This is a genomic window from uncultured Marixanthomonas sp. (assembly GCF_963974425.1).
Taxonomy (GTDB): Bacteria; Bacteroidota; Bacteroidia; order Flavobacteriales; family Flavobacteriaceae; genus Marixanthomonas.
Window position 1 is genome coordinate 17121 of record NZ_CAXBCK010000029.1, and the last position, 22378, is coordinate 39498.

The following is a 22378-nucleotide window of genomic DNA, read 5'->3' on the forward strand; positions in this document are numbered from 1 at the left end:
GATTATTGCTCCTCTTTATTTTTATTTTGAGTTGAATTTTGAATGGAATCTGTTGCTTCATTGCGCAGGGCGATGCCTTCTGCTACAGTACTTAAATTAGTGGTGACTACTTTTTCACTATCTTCTAAACCTGAACGGATATAGGCGTATTTTGAATCGGTAAGTACAATGTCTACTTTCCGAATGCTTAACTTTCCTTCATCCATAACCCAAACGGTTTGATTGCTGCGAACATACCCGCGATCTAACCGAACTATGTCTTCTATGGTTTTAGCTTCTAAATGAACTTCGACAAAAGAACCTATTATCAATTTAGGCAGTTTAGTATCTGATTCATAGCCTAAAGGGTCTGGTACTTTTACCAGCACTCTAGCCATACGGGTTTGATTGTCTAATGCGCCTATTTGTTTGTTTAAATAACCCACGCGGTAGGTGTCTTTTTCCCAAGCTGTGGTGTGTTTTATTTTTACCATAGATCCTTTTTCAGAATCGGTATTGGGGAAGGTGAGCCATTTTAATTGAGAAACCGGAACAGTAACAGTTATCCAATAATAATCGGAGCCTACCAGACGCCCTAAGTTATCTCCCGGTGCTACTTGAGACCCTTCGGTTACATTTTGGCTTATCACATGCGCATCAAAAGGAGCTTTGATGGTAGTTCTTGTAATATTTGTTTCTGCTTGATTAACGGAAGCTTTCGCTGCTTTAACGGTGGCTCGTACGGCATCTAATTGTGGTCTTCTTAAAACTAATTGCCTTTCTTTATCGCTTAACGAGTCAATTCCTGCTAATTCTAAATCTTTTTCCGCCACCTGTTGCCTTCCCATTTCTACCTCTAAATTTGTTTGTGCTTGCAGCAGTTCACTTTGTCTTAGCTCTAGGGTATTTCTGAAATCTGAAGGATCTATCTGTAATAAAGTTTGTCCTTTTTTAACAAAACTACCTGGTGTGAAGTTAGAAGGTCTGCGAATAATTTGACCGCTAACTAGGGGACTGAGCATAACATCTTCAACCGGCTGTACCGTTCCGGTAGCTTGTAAAGTAGGTTGATAGTCTCCTTTTTTTACTTCTACGGTGTTAACAAGCATCGCAGTTTGTTTGGTCGCTCCTTCACTTTCGGCAGTAGGTTCTGTAAAAAAGATAAGGAAGGTAATCGCTACTGCTGCAAGCAGGATAACCAAGCATATAAGGAGTATTTTTTTATTTTTCATACTAGTAGTGCTTTGTTTGCTATGGTGTTGCTGGGTTTTCTATTTCAAAACCGCCAGCTAAGGCACGGTATAAATCAATTCTTATTTCTAGTTGAGTTTGCTCAGCAGTAAGTACATCCCTTCTTAACTGTTGTTCTTGATTTAAGGAAAGTAAGACATCTAGATATTCTCTAGCGCCATATAAAAATTCAATTTTTAATTGCCGATTTGCCTTTTCTGTTAGTTCTAATTGTCGTCTTAAGCTTTCCAATTGTTCATTTTGCTTTTGTTCTTGAAGGAGGGCGTCTTCTACTTCACGAAAGGAGGTAAGCACGGTCTGCCCATAGTTATATAATTGCTGGTTTTTTAATGCTTCGGTATGGTCTATTTCAGCACGTATTTGACCTCCATAAAATAAGGGTGCTACAAGATTTGCTGCTAAACTATAGGCCCATTCCTTAAAAAGATCGTTATAAGCATTAGATCGAAACTGTCCTGTTGCTGATACTGAAAGACGAGGATATTGACTGCGCACTGCTTCGGCCATATCGCGATCTGCTGCTAATAAAAGATGTTGTGCTTGTTGCACATCCGGGCGTTTTCTAATGAGTTCTAATGGGAGTCCGGTTTCTGGTAACGGAGGTAAAGAAGGTAAACTGTCTTTGACTGCAGGTATCGGATTGTTTTGAGGTGCTTCACCTACTAATACGGCTAATTGGTTTTGTAAAAGAGCAACATCGGTTTCGTATCCTATTTTTATATTACGGGTAGATTCTAACAATTGCCTCTGTCTTAAGATGTCTACTGCACGAGTTTGACCACTGCTAAACCTTGTTTGAATTAATTCTACAATATCGTTGTTGGTTTCAATCTGTTGATTAACTAATGTTAATTGACGTTGCGCGGTCACTAATTGATACCAAATCGTGGCTATTTGTGTTGAAAGAACTAGAGCCGTAGTTTGGTAGTCGTAATAACTGGCTTGTGCTCGAAAGGCTTCTGCTTGTTTTGCAGAACGGAGCCGTCCCCACAAATCAAATTCATAAGAAGCTGAGAATCCTAGTTGAATGTCTTCACCTCCAGTAAAATTAGCTTGTGGTCTGTTTAAGGATGTTCTTGCATTGGCTTCAACTTGCGGCCATAAGGTGGAAGCTTGACGTTTTTTTATGGCTCTTGCAGCCAACACTTGTTGCCAAGTAGCCGCTAATTCCATGTTTTTGCTCAAAGCAGAATCTATTAATGTATTTAATGCTGTGTCTTTAAAGGTGGTCCACCATTTTTCGGGAATTACTTCTGTTCCTGTATATGAAAAAGCTTGTGGTTCTTCGACAGGAGGTGGAATGTTAGTTAATTTTGGAGCACAAGAGGTGATTAAAAATAGGACGCATAGAATAATGAGTACCCTTAATGAACAAAGATACCGAGAGGCAGATTGGCTGCAAGAGTGCGTTCTATTGATGTTGTTAAAACTAATAGCAAGGTATAGTTTAGTGCAAATACCTCTTATTGTATGCTGACATATACCAATAGAGGGTGCAATTTTTTCTAAAGGAAATTAATCCTCTTTTTTTCTAAAGTTATGATTTTTTTAATGAGTTGACAAACACAACCTTGTGCTTACGCCATTCCTTAATTAAAACTGAATTATATATGTGCTTTATGAAACTGGTAGGGTTTTAGTTTCTGGGATGATTGTAAATTAAGATTTATTATTTCGTTTTCACTTTTAAAAATCTGAATAGGTACAACTTTTATAGCTTTTACACTCTTTGTTGATTATTTCTAGAGCGTTATTTAGTTTTGATATGAGAGCGGGGTCATCTTTCATATACCGTTTCATTTCAGTAAAACAGAGATACCGTAATTTATTAAAATGAACTGTTTTGTAAACTATTGATTCACCATCTGCCCCTTTATAAGCGTTGTGGTCTTTTATTTTGGAACGAAGAATAAAAAGCTGTGTAATGTAATCAATTGCAGTAAGGGAAGTGCCCGGATCGTTAATAGAAGGGCTGCTGGCTTTAATAGCTACTTCTACAAAGTGTTTAAATCCTATTTCAGGAACATCCATAGGCTCGTTGAGGTTTACTTCAAGTACGCGCCAAATTTTCTTTAAAAGCTTGTGGTCCGGTTTAATAGAAATGTATATAAGCGTTTCATTTTCTAATACGAAATTGCCTATTTCGGGAGCTATCTTTGCTATAAAATCGTGTTTTTTGGCAAGTTTGGATAAGTAGTCAAGATCGACATTTTGCAGATAACCACATTTTTTTGTTTTTATTTCGTGAGCCCAATTTTCAGGCTCTTCGAATGTTAAAAACGTACCGTTCGGGTCTATACTTTTTTGAAGGTTTTTTCGAGTATTTTCAAAAGATTCATTGAGTATATAATTAATGTGGATACTTTGTGAAACGGTGTGCAGAAAATATATAAAAATACCCACACATATAACTGCAAATAATAAGGCTACTGCTGCACCCAAATCGGGAAAAGGTTTTTCTGAACTGTTGGTGACAAATAGGGCTAAAACTAAGCCATATACAATGGTGCCACTAGTAAAACCCAAAATAACTTTATGGTCACGCTGTGAAAGTAATAACGGAATTAAACGAGGTGAAAAGTTACTAATACTTCGGTTTAACACATTCATTACCATGGTGTAACTGAAAACCGTTAAGGTGAAAATACCCGTAATAACAAAACTGATAATGGTTTGAATATTGCTTTTATCGGTTATCGCAAGAAACTCTAGAGCGGTGCCTTTAACTTGTATGGGAAATGCTACAATTACGGTGGCCAAAGCTCCAAAAGCAAAGGCAATTAAAAAAGGCACAAAGGCGATGTTATGTATTAGTCTATTCAGTCGGTTAAGCATAGTAACAAATATAGGTTTTTTTGAGTTTGGGAGCTTTGGTATACATTTCCAAACTCCTTTGTGTTTTTAGATTCACTCAGTCACCTGTCTACAATCATTAAAGAATTTAATACCTTTATACCAAATTCAATAATCCTTCTTCCTATATACGTCCTTCTATGAAAAAAGTCGCTTTCAACATTATTTTTAGTTCAATATTTTTCTTTTTAGCCACCTCAATTGGTTTTTCACAAGCACTCAGCTCTAAACAAATTGACAGTTTGGTAGAAAAAACCATGACAACCTTCAATGTTCCTGGTATGGCGGTTGCTGTTTTAAAAGACGGAGAAGTGATTTCAAAAAAAGGATATGGGGTGCAGTCGCTTAAAACAAAAAAGCCTGTTGATACTAAAACTATGTTTGGAGTAGCTTCCAATACTAAGGCCTTTACCTCTGCAGCGTTGGCGCAATTGATTGATCAAGGAAAATTGGAGTGGGACACGAAAGTGACCGATATAATCCCAGAGTTTAAACTGTATAATCCATATGTAACCAGTGAGTTTACCGTGAGAGACTTACTCACACACCGAAGTGGTTTGGGTCTAGGTGCCGGAGATTTGATGATTTTTCCTGCTAATAATACCACAACGAAGTCTGAAATGATCCATAACCTCCGCTATTTAAAACCAGTATCGTCTTTTCGATCGAAGTTTGATTATGATAATTTATTGTATATCGTTGCTGGGGAAGTAGTGGAACGAGTTTCAGGAGAGGCTTATGATGCTTATATACAGCAGCATTTTTTTAATCCTTTAAATATGGATCGTACTACATTAGATGGAAATAAAATTGCAAACGATGCCAATCGTATAGATGGCCACGCGCCTGTAAATGGTAAATTGGAAATTACTGGTGCTACTTTCACAAAATTATCTGATGCGGCAGGTGGGATTTATAGTTCAGTAGACGATATGGCCAATTGGGTGCAAGTGCGATTAGATCACGGAAAATACGGTTCTAAAAAGCAAGATAGTTTGTTTAGTGAACAAGCTCATCGCGAAATGTGGACACCGCAAACAATTCTTCGTACTGGAAAAGGAGCATATAACACTCATTTTTATGCTTATGGTTTGGGGTGGTTTTTAAAAGATGTAAATGGTTATTTTCAAGCCAGCCATACGGGTGGCTTGTTAGGAATTGTAAGTCAAGTGACCTTAATCCCAGAATTAGATTTAGGTATTATCGTGCTAACAAACCAACAATCGGGTGCTGCGTTTACGGCTATTACTAACTCTATTAAAGATGGTTATTTTGGAATATCTGATGCCAACCGTATCAAGCAATACAATGAGTCTCGACTTAAGTATGAAAAACAAGCAGATAGCATCACCGCTTCCGTAGAAAAAAATATTGCTGCTTCGTTAAAAAATACTGCTTCAAAGCCAAAGGCGGAGGTGTATACCGGTACTTATAAAGATCCTTGGTTTGGGAAGGTGACGGTGAGTAAAAAAAAGGAGGGTCTTTATTTTACTTCTGAAAAATCTAAAGATCTTACTGGACACATGCAATTTTATAAAGGTACCACTTACGTAGTACGCTGGGACGACACTTCTTTAAAAGCTGATGCTTTTGTTGTTTTTTCTTTGGATACAGAAGGACGTGCCAAGGGTTTCACCATGAAACCGATTTCGCCATTAACGGATTTTAGTTATGACTTTCAAGATTTGGAGTTTAAACGGGTAGGGGATAGGTAACTACAGTTCACAATCTTGGTCGGGTTTCGAATACTTAAACTTTTTGACAAAGCTCTTGAACGCCAGTTCTTTTACTCTAAAAGATAGTGTGTCTGGAATAATAGTATCGCTCTTTTGAGGCTATATTAACATTGCTTGTTAAAAGGTATTAAAATTTCAGAAAAACGCTAAAAAGGAAACTAACTTTAAAAAGTAAGATTAATTTAAAAAGATTGTTATGGGAAAAGACAAAAACACACCGATGCTCGATAAGGATAAGAAAAATGAGCAAAATATAGAAAATCAAGATTACTCAGGAGAGCCAAATAGCAAACCCGGTAAACCTACAAAACCTACGAAGGAAAACCCCAAAAAGGTACCTGAGTCTAACGACCCGGCTGGTTATAGTGATGAAGGCAATAAAAAAGAAACACCTTCTGGACAAAGAGGGGGAAATAATAAATAAGATTTAGCATTCTTTTATTGGCTATCAACAAAGGAGCTTACAAGTGGCTTTATCATATTATCTTTTTTGCCGTTAGCGGATTGAAGTTATAATTAATAAAGTCGAATTTTAAACGGGCAGGCAGTAGCGATTGTGTTCTATTTTATAAAAAAAAACATTCCGTTAAAAATGTATAAGGTACTATTAGCTATTACTTTTTATTACTGTACGCCTTGTAATATCTTGTCCTGAAGTTCTTTATCGTCATCGGTATGCAGTATCGATACATCTCCCGTAGATTCTAAAATAGCGGCATGTACTTCGTTTAAATTAAATACATTTGCTTCCCTTAACTTTGCAATGAGATCGTCTTCCCCCATATTAGATGCTTGTAAATTTTTATAAATAATAATCCCATCTTTCATCAGTAACAACGGAGCATTAGTAGTTAGTTGTTGAAAAAAATGAGACTTTCGTTTTAAGAGCATAAATACTGATTGAAAAGCTATAATACCACTTAAAGCTATAACGCCTTTAGTTAGGGATTGATCGGTATTCAATACAATTGATGCTAAAATTGACCCAATGGCAATTGTAGCAGCAAAATCAAAGCTTGACATTTTTGAAAAGGTTCGCAACCCGGCAATACGGGTAATGATAATAATAGCAGTAAAAATAAGTAGAATTGAAAGTATTGTTTTTCCTAATACACCGGGTGCTACAGTAATCCAATTTTCCATGAATGATTGATTTTTGGTTAATCCTTAAAGGTATTTATTTAGATTTGAGCAGAGAGTGTATTTAAAAAAAGTATAACAATTCATTTTGACAAAAAATCATTAAAGGTTGGGAAAATTCTAATCTAATTCTAACATCTACAGAAAACGGTAATTGTTAAAAACCTTATCTTTAAGGTCTTTTTAAAAATAACAATTACTATCTCAAAGCAAATATTAGTCATAGAAGATGAGCCCAATGTAGCGGCATTTATAAGTCAAGGTTTACAAGAATCTGGATATAAAGTATTTGTGGCTTATGATGGAATACAAGGCTTAGAGTTATTACAACAAAAAAATATAGATTTAGTTGTTTTAGATATCATTTTACCGAAAATGGACGGTAGGGAAGTAGCAAAAAAAATTAGAGAGATCGGAAATGAAAGTCTACCCATCATTATGCTTACTGCTTTAGGGACTACAGATAATATAGTGAAAGGCTTGGATGCCGGAGCAGATGATTATTTAATAAAACCCTTTAAGTTTATTGAATTGTTGGCTAGAATACGTGCTCGTACTAGAAATAAACAAGCGCTTGTGCGATGTAGCAATTCTTTGAAATTAGCAGACTTAGAGTTAGATATGGATGCCAAGTTTGTTAAAAGAGCGGGAAATAAAATAAAATTAACCTCTACCGAATTCAGATTATTAGAGTACCTATTAATAAATAAAGATAGGGTTCTTAGTCGTGTAGATATTCTTGAAAATGTATGGGATATTAACTTTAATCTGGGGACAAATGTGGTAGATGTATATGTAAACTATTTGCGAAACAAGATAGACAAAGATTATGAAATAAAGTTAATTCATACAGTAATCGGTATGGGTTATATTCTAAAAAAAGAATAAAAAATATGCGGTTAAGAACAAAAATCACCTCTGTTTTTATAGTACTAACCAGTTTGTTTTTAAGTGGAGTTTTTATTCTTATTTATTACTTTTCAAAGGAATACACCGAAAATGAATTTTATTTACGCCTTAGTCAAAGAGCAACTATTGCAGCACAGGCCTATTTAGATGAAGATGAGCTGAATGATGATATTTACAATGATATTAGAATTAGACACTTGCAAACCTTACCCAATGAAGAAGAGGTTATTTATCCTGTCGATGCAGAAAACCAGAAACCTTTAACAGAGTTTGATAAAACCCTCCCAGAAAGCTTTTTCAAAAAGGTGTTTTCTAATCAATATACCGAATTAAAACAAGGTGATTATTACTATACTGGCTTGCTTTATCATGATAATGAAGGTGATTTTATTGTGGTGTTGTCTGCCACAGATTTATATGGCTTCGGAAAGCTAGACAACTTGAGAAACATCCTCATCATAGCCTTCTTTGTAAGTATTGTGTTTATTTATGTTTTAGGAAGATATTACGCCAAGCAGGCTTTAAGCCCTATTTCTAAAATTACAGAAGAGGTTAATTCCATTCGGGCGGAAAACCTCTCCTTGCGTTTGAAAACAGCTACCGGAAAAGATGAGCTTGCCGAACTATCTCGTACCTTCAATAATATGCTGGATAGATTACAAATATCTTTTGATCTTCAAAGTAACTTTATAAATAATGCATCTCATGAGCTGCGGAATCCGCTTACTGCTATATTAGGGCAAACCGAGGTCGCGCTTATTAAAGCAAGAAGCCCTGAAGAGTACCACGCAATACTTAAAAGTATAGACCTTGAGGCGTCACGTTTAGATTTTTTAGTAAACGGCCTTTTAAAACTAGCCAAAACTGATTTTGATTCAAAAGGATTTGTAATAGATGCCATTCGAGTGGATGAATTAATTTTGAATATTAAGCAAAGTCTTGATGTAGCTATTCCCAATAATAAAATAAAATTAGACTTTGAAGAGCTACCTGAAAATGAAGATGCTATCACAATTTTGGGGAGTGAATCCCTATTACATGTAGCTTTAAGTAATATTATAGAGAATGCCTGTAAGTTTTCAGATAATAAAGTAGTGAACTTAAAGATACTTTCCGATTCCGATTATATTTTAGTTACTATAAACGATGAAGGCGTAGGCATTCCAGAAGATGAATTGAAAAATATATACGAGCCCTTTTTTCGTGCCTCAAATGTTAGAGGTATCGAAGGTTTTGGTTTTGGTCTCCCGCTAGCCTATCGTATTATAAAAATGCATTCTGGAGAAATACGTGTACTCTCCCAGGTAAACAAAGGAACAATAGTAAAAATTAAGCTCCTTAATAAAAACACTTACCATTCTTAAAATTCTAATCTTGTTCTAATTTCACTCTTATATGGCTCTAACCTTCTGTAACTATGTTTGCTGAAAAGTTAGAAAAGATGAGAAAAATACTTATTCCTACAGATTTCACTGTTGAATCATTACAACTTGTTGAATACGCAATTTTAAATTTTCCAAACACAAAGTTGGATATTATTTTAATTGCAGGTTATAAGTTGCCAAATACTCGATGGGGTATAACGCACTTTAGTTCAAGAGAACAAATACGTAAACAATTTACAGATGAATTTGTAAAAACTAAACAACGTCTACTTGTCGAACACAAGCAGTCCATAGACACAATAACTTGTGAACTTTTTACCGGCTTGAACTCCATCGCCTTTAAAAATTTTATGGAAAAACTGGATGCAGAAAATGCAGTTATCCCTAAAGATAAAGTACTGCAATACCCCGGCTTTAAGTGGTTTGATACAACAAAACTCTTAAAAAAGAATGCTATAGAGGTCGTAGAAGTTCCAGCAGAAATAGATACGGAATTATCCCATAAAAAATATTCATTTAGCAGTCTTTTTAGCTAAAACAACATAAAAAATAACGCATACAATTTATTATAGCTATGAAAAATTTCACAACTAAATATTTAAAATCCGATATTAAATCGGGACTAGTAGTCTTCTTGGTCGCGCTACCCTTGTGTTTGGGTATTGCCCTTGCTAGTGGTGCTCCTTTATTTTCCGGAATCATCTCTGGTGTCGTTGCCGGTATTGTAGTAGGGGCTCTTAGTGGGTCTCAATTAAGTGTTTCTGGTCCGGCAGCAGGGTTGTCGGCTATTGTTTTAGCAGCCATTGCAAGCTTGGGTTCTTTTGAAGCGTTCTTATTGGCTGGACTTTTAGCGGGAGCCATGCAATTATTGTTGGGGTTTTTAAAAGCAGGTGTACTTTCCAATTATCTACCTTCTAATGTAATTGAAGGGATGCTCGCTGCTATTGGGATTATTATCATCCTATCGCAAATACCACACGCGTTTGGATATGATGAAATGCATGAAGGTGATTTTTTTGCCATTAATGCAGCAGGAGAACATCAAATTTTTACGGTGTTGGCAGATACTATTAATTACATTCACCCTGGAGCGGTGATGGTGGTATTGGTTTCATTGGCAATCCTAATTGCTTTTTTAAAGGTACCTTTCTTAAAAAGGTTAAAATCGATCCCTGGAGCATTAGTAGCCGTACTGGCAGGAGTGGCTATTAATGAGTTTTTTAAAGCAACGGGTTCATCATTAGTTATTAGTCAAGATCATTTGGTAAGCCTTCCAGTGCCAGAATCGATGAATCAATTTTTAGGACAGTTTAGCATACCAGACTTTGCACAAATAGCCAATGTAGATATTTGGGTGGTAGCAATTACCATTGCTGCAGTTGCAAGTATTGAAACTTTGTTGTGTATTGAAGCAGCAGATAAAATGGACCCTTTAAAGCGATATACAAATACGAATAGAGAATTAAAGGCTCAAGGTGTTGGTAATATGCTAAGTTGCTTGATAGGTGGGATTCCCATAACTTCTGTAATTGTTAGAACTTCAGCAAACGTAAATTCTGGCGGTAGAACTAAAATTGCAGCAATCTCACACGGTATATTTTTAATGGCTGCAGTACTTGCAATTCCATTTTTATTGAATTTAATTCCTTTAGCATCCCTAGCCGCAGTATTGCTTGTAATTGGATATAAATTAGCGAGTCCGGCAAAATTCGTTCATATGTGGCGCAACAGTAAAAAGTTTCAGTTTATCCCATTTGTGGTGACTGTAGTTGCAATTGTAATGACCGATTTATTAATTGGTGTAGGAATTGGACTAGCCGTAAGCATCTACTTTATTTTACGCGGAAATGTAAAGTTGGCGTATTTTTTCAAAAAAGATAAACACAAAGAGGGTGAAACCATTCATATGGAATTGGCGCAGGAAGTTTCATTTTTAAACAAAGCAGCGATTAAACAAACCTTTGCCCATTTACCAGAAAATAGTACTCTTATTATTGATGCTTCCAATACCGTATATATTGATCATGATGTGTTGAAGCTCATTAAAGAGTTTGTAGATGAAGGGGCTTTGGAACGAAAAATAACAATCGATCTTATCGGGTTTAGAAAGGAGTATAAAGTTGAAAACTCTACTTCTTATGTAACCTCTATTGTAACAGATAATGGCGACCTTATTTCACCTACAAAAATTACCAATGGTAATAAAATACCATCTAATATATTAAAGGTAAAAGAGCTAGAAATGGTATAAATAGTGAACAAAATATACAATGCCCAATTGTATTAAAAAAGGCCGGTGGCAAACCAAAGTTAGTTGGTTGGGTCATCGGTCTTTGTTTTTTAAGGGATTAAGCAGTATAAATAGCTTTAATACAGATGAAACCCTCAACGAATATTTGTAATCATTCTCAGGTATTTAATAGATGTAAAAACCTTTTTGTTATTATGAAGTAGGGGAAGTCAAGCTTTGTTCTACTTCGTCCAACACTTCAATCCGATCGGCTAGTACAATCAAATTGTCTTGTGCTTCTAATATAGTAGACCCATTAGGGGTTATATAGCTTCCATTTCGTTTAATCATTGCGATAATGGCATTCTTAGGAAATCCTAATTCTACTATTTTTTTATCAACCGCATAACAATTGGGACTTAAAGTAAAATCTCTCATTTCGGCCTTTGGGTTTTCAGACAATAACAAATCTGTAGCCGATAATTTTTTGGCGGTTTCTGGTAAACCTACATTTAACCATTTTGCAACGATAGAAAGAGTGGTGCCTTGAAATAGTACGGAAGTAACCGATATAAAGAACACGATATTAAAAATCATATTAGCTTTTTCAATTCCGGCTAAAAGGGGATAGGTGGCAAACACGATTGGTACCGCTCCACGCAAGCCCACCCAAGAGATATAGAACCTTCTACGCATTTTCATTTTAAAAAATATTAAGCTTAGAAAAACTCCTATAGGGCGTGCGATAAAAATTAAAAATAACGAGATAAGTAACCCAATACCCATAAACGGAATCACCTGTTTTGGAAAGACTAACAATCCAAGGGTAAGGAATAGTACTATTTGCATAAGCCAAGCTAGCCCATCGTACATTTTTAATATGGTCTTTTTATGAATTAAATCTTGGTTTCCTAGATAGACGGCACAAATATAGATGGCTAAAAATCCATTCCCGCCTAGAAAATCGGTTGCAGAGAAGGTGATGAACATTAAGGCTATAACTAGAACTGGATACAGCCCTTCAAAATCTAGTTTGATTTTATTAATAATAAACTTACTAACCTTTCCAAATACAAATCCGCCAACACCTCCTAATATCATTTGTTGTAAAAACATGGGAATAATGGAAAGGATACTTTGATCTTGGTTAATTACTAAAGTTAAAAAAGCAAGCGTTAATACATAAGCCATGGGGTCGTTACTACCACTTTCAAGCTCAAGAGTAGGACGCAAGTTAGTTTTTAGGGCAAGACTTTTAGATCGTAAAATGGAAAAAACTGCTGCAGCATCAGTAGATGAAACAATGGAGCCTAAAAGCATACTTTCGTAGATTGTAAAATCGGTTAACAGCCATACAAAGGTCCCTAAGGATAATGCTGTAAGCAAGACTCCTAGGGTAGATAGGGCGATACCTTCCCGTAAAATAGGTTTAACCGCTTTCCAGTTGGTGTCTAGCCCCCCAGAGAAGAGTATAAAGTTAAGTGAAACAATACCGATAAACTGTGCCGTTTTTGGATCGTCAAAACGAATACTTCCAATGCCTTCTGAACCTGCTAAAATTCCTATTGCTAAAAAGAGTAATAAAGTTGGCACCCCGAATTTATAGGAAGTTTTTCCTACGATAATGCTAATAAGTAGTAAGAGGGAACCTACTAATACAATATTTTCAATAGTTAAGTTCATGGGGTTGGCATTTCAGTAACAGTTCGTGCAAAGATATTATTTATTAGAGAAGATTAGCTTGGGATTGGTAGTTAAGGCGATTTATTTCATTATGCTAAAGGTGAAAGGTCTTTTATTTTAACGATTCTGTTTTTAATAAGGTTTCAATAGGTTTAGGAAGATAATAGACTGCATATCATTGTTTAAATTTTTAATAAACAGATTGTTACTTTTAAAAGTTAAAATAGATGTGTAAAGGTTACAAAGATTAATAATTTTTCTTTAAAAGGCTTTAGGCGTTCTTGCATGTTAATTTAATATATTTATCATTTTTTAGTAAAGGACATTATTATTTAGCTGAATCTAGTAACTTTTTATGAAATAATGCGAGCATATTATTCCCTTCTTTTTCTGTTGTTATTATTAATGCTACCATTGGGGCTCATCGCTCAAAGCGAAACTAAATCGGAAGTTATAGAGCGTATTGATTTAGGGGTAGAGTATATGTCCAAAAAGAAACACCTTCTTTCTATTGAAGAGTTGTTTTCTGCAAAAGAAAGATCCCTTCAAGAAGGATGGTATTTACAAGCCTTCACAGCAACATTAAATATTGGTACTAATTATTATATGATGTTGGACTATGGAGAGGCGTTGCAGTATTATTTACAAGCCTATGAAATAGCCATAAACCATCTGGAGGCTCGGCAAAAAAAGACTGTGTATAATAATATAGGTGTATTATATATAGAGGAAAAAGATCCCATAAAGGCAGAAGAATATTTCTTAAAAGCATATGCCATTGCTAAAGAATTGGGAGATAAAGAACAAATAGGAGCTTGCGCTGTTAATTTAGCATTACTAGCTAATGAAATGGGAAAAGTTGATGTTGCTAGTGCCTATATAGAAGAAGCGGAACCTTTATTAGATAAAAAAAAGAATGTAATCTTATTAGCAAAAATTGCGAGAGTTGAAAACCTGCTATTAAGAGATCAATTAGTACAAGCTGAAAGATTAGCATTAAGAACATTGCCGCAATTAGATAACCTTTCTATTGTTGCAGAAGGCGCTACAGTAAATTCTAAAATCACACTACTATTAATAATTAGCAACATATATAAGCAACAAAATAAGTATCAAAAAGCTAGAGAGTACGCATTAATAGCAAGAGGAGAACAACAAAATATTGAAGGACGTATTGAGATTTATGAGCGTATTTCCACACTCTATCCAACGAAGGATGTGCTTCCTATTGCCATGGCCTATAAAGACTCAGTGCAAATTGCTTCAGATTCACTTGATGCAAAAAAAAATGGGGCGCTTTTTAAAAGTGAAAAAGTGAAACTCCAAATTCAAAACTACAAGTACGAATTATTAGAGAGTAAAAAAATTAGAGAACAAGAAAAACAATTTTTTTACAAATTAATTATTGGCGTTGTTATCGTAATGGGCTTCCTAATATGGCTTTATAAAAATAATGCACTTAAACATAAACAGCGAAAAAAAATCGTAGAGCTTGAATTAGCCAAAGAGAAAAGCGACCATTTGCTACAAGAAAGGCAGCGACAACAAAAGGAAGCTATGGTGTTACTTGAAAAAGAGCGCCTAAAAAACGAATTAGAAAGAAAAAACAGAGAGTTAACGGCCAAAGCTATGTCTCTAGCCAGCAAAAACGAATTGATAGAAGAGGTGGTGCAGTCTTTATCTAGCAATGTGAAAATAGCCAATGATGCCCGACTTAAAACTCAAATAAACGATTTAAAAGCGCATCTTAAAAATGACACCCAATGGGATAGTTTTTTTACTCATTTTGAAGAGCTAAATCGTGGTTTTCTTACGAGGCTCATGGCTAAACATAAAAAACTTACTTCTAACGACATTCGATTCTTAACATTTATATATATGAATTTAAGTTATAAGGAAATAGCATCGCTATTAAACATTACTTCTCAGTCTTGTCGAAAACGAAAAGAGCGTATTTCCAAAAAAATGGACGTCCCAGAACATATTTCTCTTCAAGCCTATCTTTCAGCTATTTAATTGATTTTGTCACCTTTTATTTTATACATGTCACGAAATGTCCAAGTTATTTTTCGTTAAAACATACAACTGACTTCTATATTTATCAATAAGTAATTTTTTTGTTAATCAGAAGAAAAGCAGGGAGTGTTTAAAAAGGTGAAAAGGTTTCTTTTGCTTCTTAATAGTTGCGTGTCTAAACATACTTTTTTACTTTATAGTTATTTACTTTAATCGAACTATCATTTTCGATTCTTTTTTAGGCACCCCTATTTTCTTTTGACCAAATATGTAACCAATTATAAATTTTAAATATATGATAAAGATGAATACTACAAAGACGATTACTGTGCTTTTATGTCTTCTAGCCGGTGTAACAGGAACTGCTCAATTTGAAGAAGTGACCAAAGTGGTTAGTGAAGACAGAGAAGGCCGAGCTGAATACGGAACCTCTGTGGCGATAAATGAAGATTTTGCTATTGTAGGAGCTTCACGAGAAAATGGAGCGTCAGGAGCTGCATATATGTATGCAAAAGACAATGAGGGCGAATGGAGTTTTATGCAAAAACTAGCCGCAACCGATTCTAATAATGGAGCAGAATATGGCGGTGGATCAGCATTCGTTGATGACTACGTAGTGGTTGCAGCAGGAAGAGCCGATGTAGAAGGTGTTATCCGTGCCGGCGCATTATATGTGTACGAGCAAAATAACAACGTTTGGGAATTAAATTCAAAGTTAATTGCTTCAGATTATAGCAGTGATGCCAAGATGGGGATGAATCCTACGTCCCTAGCCACAGAAAATAATACCATAGTGGCAGGAGCGCCTGGAGAGAATGCTTGGACAGGCTCTGTGTATATATTTACTGAGGAAGAAGGTATTTGGACAGAAACACAAAAGATAATGGCTCCTAACCCGCAATCCCCAGAGGCGTTTGGAATAGGAGTGGCAATATCGGGAGATCAATTAGCAGTCGGATCCGATAAGGTTAATGATTTTAAAGGTGCTGTTTTTATGTATACCAAAAATAATGAGGGTATATGGGAATATGACCAAACAGTAGCAGCATCAGATGGAGAATCAGAAGATTACTTCGGAAATTCTATTAGTATTTTAGATGATCAAATGGTTATAGGGGCTTATGGTGTAGGTGACGAATTAGGTAAAGCCTACATATTTGAAAAAAATTCAGAAGGAATCTGGGAAGAAGTACAAATAGTAATGAGCGATCCTACATCAGATAGAACTCAATTTGGATGGTCTACCGATATTCAAGAAGATATGATTATGGTGTCAGCACCACATATTTATGGTAATGAAGTGGGGGAAGTTTTTATGTATAAAAGAACCTCTTCAGGTACATGGGTAGAAGATCAAAGAATACAAGGTGTTGATACAGGCGAAGAAGATTTTTATGGATGGTGCGTAGCTATGTATGAAGATCAAGTAATTGTGGGATCACCACGAGAAGATCATGATGTAAATGGAGATAACGAAATGGGAGATGCAGGAGCGGCTTATATATTTAAAGATCCAACTTTATTAAGTGGAGAAAATAATGAAGTGCTTGCTAATCAAATTCGCTTGTATCCTAACCCAACACAGAACAACTTACATATAGAAAGTCAGTACAATGCAATACATCAACTAAAGGTCTATACTATAAGTGGCGTATTAGTGCAAGAAGTTAATGCAGTAAACAAAAACAATATAACATTAAATACATCAAGCTATAGCAGTGGGGTTTATTTTATAAATGTAACGTTTGAAGACGGTTCAAAAGTTAATCAAAAAGTGCTTAAAAACTAATTGAGGTAAACAGTAAGTTAAAAAGATAAAAGAATGAAAAATAATACAGTTTTAACCTTTGTTATAGTACTCCTTTTGACTACTTGGCAGAGTTCAGCTCAATTTTTAGAAAGTTTTGATACTGAAATCCCACGCGATTGGACGATAGATGATAATGATGGTCAAGGAGGAACGTGGCAACATCAAACTGCTCATAGCTACCGTGGTGTTGGTGGAGTTCGCATTAATTATGAAGACAATCCACATGACGATTATTTAATTAGTCCTCAGTTTACAGTACAAGCTGGTATTTCAGATCAAGTCTCTTTTTATGCTGGAGGTACAGGGACTGCATTCCCAGAAACCTTCGACGTTAAATTATCTACTACAGGAACTAGACCGTCCGATTTTACAGTAGTATTAGGGTCTGAAATCACTATTGCCGATGTAGATGATCTAGGGCAGTATATAAATTATACCTACAGTCTTGCCTCTTATACAGGACAAGATGTATATGTAGCGATAGTAGCAACAAGTCCACCAGCATTCCAATTATATGTTGATGAATTTTCGGTTACTGCTTTACCTAGTTGTCCAAAACCTTCAAATATCACGGCTGCGAATATAAGCGCTTCCTCGGTAGATGTTAGTTGGAATGAAGGACAAGACGAAACCGAGTGGACGGTAACCTATGGAGAAATAGGATTTGATCCAGAAAGAGATGGACAAACACTTGTAGTTTCAGGTACACCTGCTGCTACTTTAGTTAACCTAACACCAAACGCTACGTATGATATATATATAAAAGGAATATGTGCTTGGGGAACAGATGAAAGCGAACAGGCTGGGCCTTTACAAGTAGTAACTCCTTGTATGCCAGCTAGAACTCCTTTTAACGAAGGGTTTGAAAGTGGGTATGCCGATGGAAATCAGTTGGATGGGTGTTGGTCTCAAGAGCTATTAAGTAATACGTATTGGAAAACAAATTCCTCCATTACCAATAACGATAGAGCACCGCGTACGGGCGATTGGAATATCTTTTTGGCCTATGGAAGCGAAACGTGGATGTATTATCCGGTGTCAGTGCAAACCGGTGTAAACTATACCTTTACGTTATATGCAAGACAAAGTAATTCAGCTGGAGCAGAGATTTCAGTAAAGTATGGAACTTCTAATACGGCCAGTGCTATGACGGAAGAGATAGTACCCGTTACCCAAATAACCAGTGGTGATTATCAAGAAGTAACCAATTCATTCACTGCAACACGTTCCGAAACCATATATATTGGAATTAAAGGAAAACTAAATGGTGGCTTCTTTCCATTTTATATGTCAGTAGATGATATTTCTTTTACCGAAACTCCATCTTGTTTTAAACCAACTGATTTAATAACCGACGCTACTACTGCTACTACAGCAGACGTAAGCTGGACTCCAGTTGGAGCTGAAACGGAATGGATGATAAAATACGGTGAGCCTGGTTTTGATCCCGAAACAGAAGGAACCTCTTTACAGGTAAACAACGACCCTAATAGTACTATAACAGACCTTATTCCGGCCCATATTTATAATGTATATGTGCAAGCACAATGTGGAGGAAGCGATGGAAACAGTGCTTTTACAGGACCGTTAACGCTAAAAACCCGTCCGGTAAATGATAATATCTGTGATGCAACTCCATTAATAGTGGACGAAGGCTGTACTACTGGTAGCTTTACCAATGTGGGGGCTACGCTTGAGGCTAACGAGCCACAAGGAAGTTGTTTTGAAGCTGCCGGAGACCAAACTGTGTGGTTTACATTTGAAGCACCACCAAGTGGGAATGTAACAGTAACAACCGATTTTGAAGGAGGAACCCTTTCAGATAGTGAATTAGCAATATATACGGCACCAGATGATTGTAGTGATTTTACGACCATGGGAGAAGAAATAGGCTGTGATGAAGATGGAGGCACGACCGGAACTGGATTTTTATCTACGGTTTCATTAACCGATTTAATTCCGGGAGTTACGTATTATGCGCAAGTAAACGGATTTGTAAGTTTTGGTGATGGTACTTTTGAAGGAACCTTCTGTATTGAAGTACAAGACGATGGACCAAGTTGTGCAGCTCCTACCGATGTAGTAGTTAATGACATTACACCAACTTCAGCAGCAGTTAGCTGGACTCCAGGTGATAGAGAGCCAGAATGGGAAATCCTATACGGTCCTACTGGATTTAACCCAGCCACAGGAGGTACTTTTGTAATTGATAACGATGGTACGTTAGGAGAAACACTAACCAATCTAGAAGCAAATGTAACTTATGATGTTTATGTTCGTGCTATTTGCAACCCAATCGATGAGAGCTTTTTAAGTGAGGTAGTAACGTTTACTACGGTGGTAGCACCACCAGTGAACGACGATGTATGTAATGCACTTCCTTTGGTTGTAGATCAAGCTTGTAACGGAAACTCATATACCAATATAGGGGCAACGGCACAACGTGATGAAACGCAAGGAGCATGTTTAAACCCGATACCTAATGCCACAGTATGGTTTACGTTTACAGCTCCAGCAAGTGGAAATATAACGGTAACTACCGATATAGGAGCAAGTGATTTGGAAGATACTCAAATGACGGTATATGGAGCGCCTGCAGATTGTACAAACCTCACTACTATGGGAACTGAAATAGGCTGTAACGATGATGTAGATGCAGGGAATGGTGAATACCTATCTACTGTACAGTTAACAGATCTTACAGCAGGGGAAACCTACTATGTTCAAATTAATGGCTACAACGGCGAAGAAGGAAACTTTTGTATAGAAGTACGTGACGATGGTATGGCATGTCCAGCTCCTAGTGATGTGGAAGTGGCAAATGTAACAACCACTACTGCTGATGTAAGTTGGCGTGTAAATGGAACAGAAACTGAATGGGAGGTTCGATATGGCATAATAGGATTCAATCCTACTACAGAAGGTTTCTTTAAGATAGATACCGATGGTGATCCGGGTATTATAGTAGACAACTTAAATGCCAATAGTGAATATGATGTGTACGTACGTGCTCTGTGTAGCGGTGATTCAGAAAGTGAGTTTGAAGGGCCTATCCCATTTACAACTATGGAATTAACAGTAGCCACGGATAGCTTTACGAGCTTTTCTTTTTACCCAAATCCTATAGGAAATGAATTGACGCTTTCAACACAAGAGTCTATCGACCATGTTGTAATCTATAATTTACTAGGTCAAGTAATGAAAGAAGCTGCCCCTAGCGCTTCACATATGACCATGCATACGGCAACGTTACGTCCAGGTGTATACCTGATGGAAGTAACCATTGATGGCCGTAAAAAGAGTTTCCGCTTACTAAAGGAGTAGTATACTTTTTAATTAAGTTGGAATTTAGTTGTATTTTTTTTTTAACAAGCAAGACTGCTCATTATTTATGAGCAGTCTTTTTTTTTATTGCTTAGACGACCTCTATTCGTGGCAATACTTTGGTTTTTGTGGTTTTTAGATATATAGTTAAGAAAAGTGAAGGAGTATAACGAGGAGTTGTTTATACGTATGTTGTAGTACGAATTTAGGAATGTGTCTACCTTTAGAATATTTGAAAATAAGGGTCACTGCTTCCAATGGAGCATATAATTAGGTTTATATGAGTTTATTTGTTTTTCATAAATTAATAATTAACCTTAATTAAATTTCAATATTATGATGATTAAAAACTATAGTGTATGGCTTTTTTGCTTTTGTATTTCCTTTACCACTTTTGCACAATCGTATGAATGGGGTGGCCAGTTTGGAGGGACCGGTGAAGATGTTGTGAAAAAAATGCACGTGGATGCAGAGGGCAATAGCTATGTGACTGGTTATTTTACAGATACGGCCGATTTTGACATTACCAATGATGAGTCTAACCTTACTGCCAACGGGTTTTACGATGTGTTTGTTCAGAAAACCAATACGGAAGGGGGGTTAGAATGGGCTGTAAGTGTAGGAGGAAGTATGTTTGATTATGGTACGGGTATCACAACAGACAATCAAGGTAATGTGTACGTCACTGGCTATTATGATGAAACCGTAGATTTTAACCCGGGGGGTGACGAATGGTTATTAACTTCTCAAGGAGGAGGCGATATTTTTATACTAAAACTAACTAGCGACGGAGAATTTGTCTGGGCAAAGAGTATAGGTGGTACTGGCTATGAAGAATCAACAGCAATTGGAGTTGATGAATTAGGAAATGTATATATTTTAGGGTATTTATATGAAACGGTAGATTTTGATCCTAACCTGGGAGAAGTGTTACTAACCAGTCAAGGAGGGAGTGATACTTTTTTACTAAAACTAGATAGTGCCGGTGATTTTATGAATGTTTATAGTTATGGTGGAGCGGATCTAGATTTAGCTCTTGACCTTTCTATAAAAAGTAGTAATGCGCTTTTTATTTCAGGTTACTATAAAGGGACAACCGATTTAGCCCCCCGACCGGATGAAGAATATACAGTTACAGCTATAGGAACAGGGTTTGCAGGCTACACGATGCAAATAGATGAAATGGGATCGATAACGAATATTGCGCTTACCGAAGGAGGGAATACAAGTGTTAATGCTATTGCATATGATGCTAATAACAATATGTATATTACAGGTAATTTTGATGGTACAGTTAATTTTGCTCCAGGATCGGGGAGTAGTGATTATACCTTTACCAGTGATGAGGCATATAATGGCTTTGTACTAAAGGTATTGGCAGACGGTAGTGTCGCTTGGGCAAAACATATGGTTTCAAATGATGCTTATTTTGCCTATGATATAGCAGTAGGAACTAATGATATAGTGTATACTACTGGTTATTTTGGGGGTACTGCCGATTTTAACCCAGATCCAACCGAAGAATTTATACTTTCTAATGAATCTACAAACGCTTCTGAAGCCTATTTGCTTAGCTTAAGTACCGATGGGGATTTTGTAAGTGCCTATCAATTTGGAGGAGTCGGTTTTATAGATACCCATCAACTAGGGATTGATGGGGAAAATAATACTTATTTAGCAGCACAGTTTGCAACAACAGTTGATTTAAATCCGCTTCCTACTGAAACGGAAGAAGTAACCAGTATGGGTTTTAGAGATAACTACTTATTTAAATTTGTGGATGAAAACCTTAGCACCCCTGGCCATACTTTTTATACCCTATATGCGTATCCCAATCCGGCTACTACCCAGTTACGTTTATATACAACAGATAAGTTAATAGGTGAATCGTACAGTATCTATAATTTAATGGGACAAAAAGTAGCGAATGGAACTGTACTGGAAAACTCGATCATTCCCGTTGACAATTTAAAAAGTGGGCTTTATCTACTTTCAATAGCCAATAAAAATAGCTTGAGATTTATAAAACAGTAATATACAATCTAAAAATCCACGTTGTTTT

General features: G+C 36.3%; 15 protein-coding genes. 10 read left to right on the plus strand and 5 right to left on the minus strand.

The genetic code is table 11. The features are described 5' to 3' along the window. Positions 1-2: 2 nt before the first annotated feature. From AACZ92_RS09855 to AACZ92_RS09865, 3 genes are all read right to left on the minus strand, one after another. Positions 3-1211 carry an efflux RND transporter periplasmic adaptor subunit gene (locus tag AACZ92_RS09855; RefSeq protein WP_339700490.1) on the minus strand — a complete coding sequence of 403 codons (1209 nt, stop codon included), beginning with the start codon at positions 1209-1211 and terminating at the stop codon, positions 3-5. Positions 1212-1230: 19 nt separating this feature from the next. Continuing rightward, a complete protein-coding gene (locus AACZ92_RS09860; protein WP_339700549.1) occupies positions 1231-2586 on the minus strand; it encodes a TolC family protein in 1356 nt (451 codons plus the stop codon). Between the two features lie 330 nt (positions 2587-2916). Then, positions 2917-4065 carry a DUF2254 family protein gene (locus AACZ92_RS09865; RefSeq protein ID WP_339700493.1) on the minus strand — a complete coding sequence of 383 codons (1149 nt, stop codon included), beginning with the start codon at positions 4063-4065 and terminating at the stop codon, positions 2917-2919. A gap of 158 nt (positions 4066-4223) precedes the next feature. On the opposite strand from AACZ92_RS09865, the gene AACZ92_RS09870 reads away from it, so the two are divergent. Both AACZ92_RS09870 and AACZ92_RS09875 read left to right on the plus strand, forming a co-directional pair. Further along, positions 4224-5798, plus strand: coding sequence for a serine hydrolase (locus tag AACZ92_RS09870; RefSeq protein ID WP_339700495.1), 1575 nt, complete (start codon positions 4224-4226; stop codon positions 5796-5798). Positions 5799-6015: 217 nt separating this feature from the next. Next, the gene (locus AACZ92_RS09875) at positions 6016-6243 is read left to right on the plus strand and encodes a hypothetical protein (protein WP_339700498.1); all 228 of its coding nucleotides are present in this window, start codon (positions 6016-6018) and stop codon (positions 6241-6243) included. Positions 6244-6443: 200 nt separating this feature from the next. Here the strand turns inward: AACZ92_RS09875 and AACZ92_RS09880 are convergent, their stop codons facing one another. Beyond that, a complete protein-coding gene (locus AACZ92_RS09880; RefSeq protein ID WP_339700501.1) occupies positions 6444-6962 on the minus strand; it encodes a YetF domain-containing protein in 519 nt (172 codons plus the stop codon). A 198-nt stretch (positions 6963-7160) separates the two neighbouring features. Between AACZ92_RS09880 and AACZ92_RS09885 the strand changes: the two genes are divergently transcribed. The 4 genes from AACZ92_RS09885 (at position 7161) to AACZ92_RS09900 (ending at position 11504) form a co-directional block, all read left to right on the plus strand. After that, positions 7161-7847: a response regulator transcription factor gene (locus AACZ92_RS09885; protein ID WP_339700552.1), complete on the plus strand. Its 687-nt coding sequence runs from the start codon at positions 7161-7163 to the stop codon at positions 7845-7847. A gap of 5 nt (positions 7848-7852) precedes the next feature. Further along, positions 7853-9232, plus strand: a complete 1380-nt coding sequence (locus tag AACZ92_RS09890; protein WP_339700504.1) for an FtsL-like putative cell division protein — start codon at positions 7853-7855, stop codon at positions 9230-9232. 77 nt (positions 9233-9309) lie between these two features. Beyond that, on the plus strand, positions 9310-9789 hold the full coding sequence (locus AACZ92_RS09895; protein ID WP_339700507.1) for a hypothetical protein: 480 nt from the start codon (positions 9310-9312) through the stop codon (positions 9787-9789). 38 nt (positions 9790-9827) lie between these two features. Next, a complete protein-coding gene (locus AACZ92_RS09900) occupies positions 9828-11504 on the plus strand; it encodes a SulP family inorganic anion transporter (protein ID WP_339700510.1) in 1677 nt (558 codons plus the stop codon). A gap of 192 nt (positions 11505-11696) precedes the next feature. On the opposite strand, the gene AACZ92_RS09905 is transcribed toward AACZ92_RS09900, so the two are convergent. After that, on the minus strand, positions 11697-13166 hold the full coding sequence (locus AACZ92_RS09905) for a potassium/proton antiporter (protein WP_339700513.1): 1470 nt from the start codon (positions 13164-13166) through the stop codon (positions 11697-11699). 363 nt (positions 13167-13529) lie between these two features. Here AACZ92_RS09905 and AACZ92_RS09910 point away from each other — a divergent pair, with 363 nt between their 5' ends. From AACZ92_RS09910 to AACZ92_RS09925, 4 genes are all read left to right on the plus strand, one after another. Next, positions 13530-15182, plus strand: coding sequence for a tetratricopeptide repeat protein (locus tag AACZ92_RS09910; RefSeq protein ID WP_339700516.1), 1653 nt, complete (start codon positions 13530-13532; stop codon positions 15180-15182). 304 nt (positions 15183-15486) lie between these two features. After that, a complete protein-coding gene (locus AACZ92_RS09915) occupies positions 15487-16971 on the plus strand; it encodes a T9SS type A sorting domain-containing protein (protein ID WP_339700519.1) in 1485 nt (494 codons plus the stop codon). Between the two features lie 33 nt (positions 16972-17004). Next, complete coding sequence (locus tag AACZ92_RS09920; protein ID WP_339700522.1) at positions 17005-20316, plus strand: fibronectin type III domain-containing protein; 3312 nt, start codon at positions 17005-17007, stop codon at positions 20314-20316. 336 nt (positions 20317-20652) lie between these two features. Continuing rightward, positions 20653-22350: a T9SS type A sorting domain-containing protein gene (locus tag AACZ92_RS09925; RefSeq protein ID WP_339700525.1), complete on the plus strand. Its 1698-nt coding sequence runs from the start codon at positions 20653-20655 to the stop codon at positions 22348-22350. Positions 22351-22378 lie beyond the last annotated feature (28 nt).

Bases quoted from the DNA above. Each gene is read 5' to 3' on its own strand.
- AACZ92_RS09855 (WP_339700490.1), bottom strand. From the start codon at position 1,211: ATGAAAAATAAAAAAATACTCCTTATATGCTTGGTTATCCTGCTTGCA.
- AACZ92_RS09865 (WP_339700493.1), bottom strand. From the start codon at position 4,065: ATGCTTAACCGACTGAATAGACTAATACATAACATCGCCTTTGTGCCT.
- AACZ92_RS09870 (WP_339700495.1), top strand. From the start codon at position 4,224: ATGAAAAAAGTCGCTTTCAACATTATTTTTAGTTCAATATTTTTCTTT.
- AACZ92_RS09875 (WP_339700498.1), top strand. From the start codon at position 6,016: ATGGGAAAAGACAAAAACACACCGATGCTCGATAAGGATAAGAAAAAT.
- AACZ92_RS09880 (WP_339700501.1), bottom strand. From the start codon at position 6,962: ATGGAAAATTGGATTACTGTAGCACCCGGTGTATTAGGAAAAACAATA.
- AACZ92_RS09890 (WP_339700504.1), top strand. From the start codon at position 7,853: ATGCGGTTAAGAACAAAAATCACCTCTGTTTTTATAGTACTAACCAGT.
- AACZ92_RS09895 (WP_339700507.1), top strand. From the start codon at position 9,310: ATGAGAAAAATACTTATTCCTACAGATTTCACTGTTGAATCATTACAA.
- AACZ92_RS09900 (WP_339700510.1), top strand. From the start codon at position 9,828: ATGAAAAATTTCACAACTAAATATTTAAAATCCGATATTAAATCGGGA.
- AACZ92_RS09905 (WP_339700513.1), bottom strand. From the start codon at position 13,166: ATGAACTTAACTATTGAAAATATTGTATTAGTAGGTTCCCTCTTACTA.
- AACZ92_RS09910 (WP_339700516.1), top strand. From the start codon at position 13,530: ATGCGAGCATATTATTCCCTTCTTTTTCTGTTGTTATTATTAATGCTA.
- AACZ92_RS09915 (WP_339700519.1), top strand. From the start codon at position 15,487: ATGAATACTACAAAGACGATTACTGTGCTTTTATGTCTTCTAGCCGGT.
- AACZ92_RS09920 (WP_339700522.1), top strand. From the start codon at position 17,005: ATGAAAAATAATACAGTTTTAACCTTTGTTATAGTACTCCTTTTGACT.
- AACZ92_RS09925 (WP_339700525.1), top strand. From the start codon at position 20,653: ATGATGATTAAAAACTATAGTGTATGGCTTTTTTGCTTTTGTATTTCC.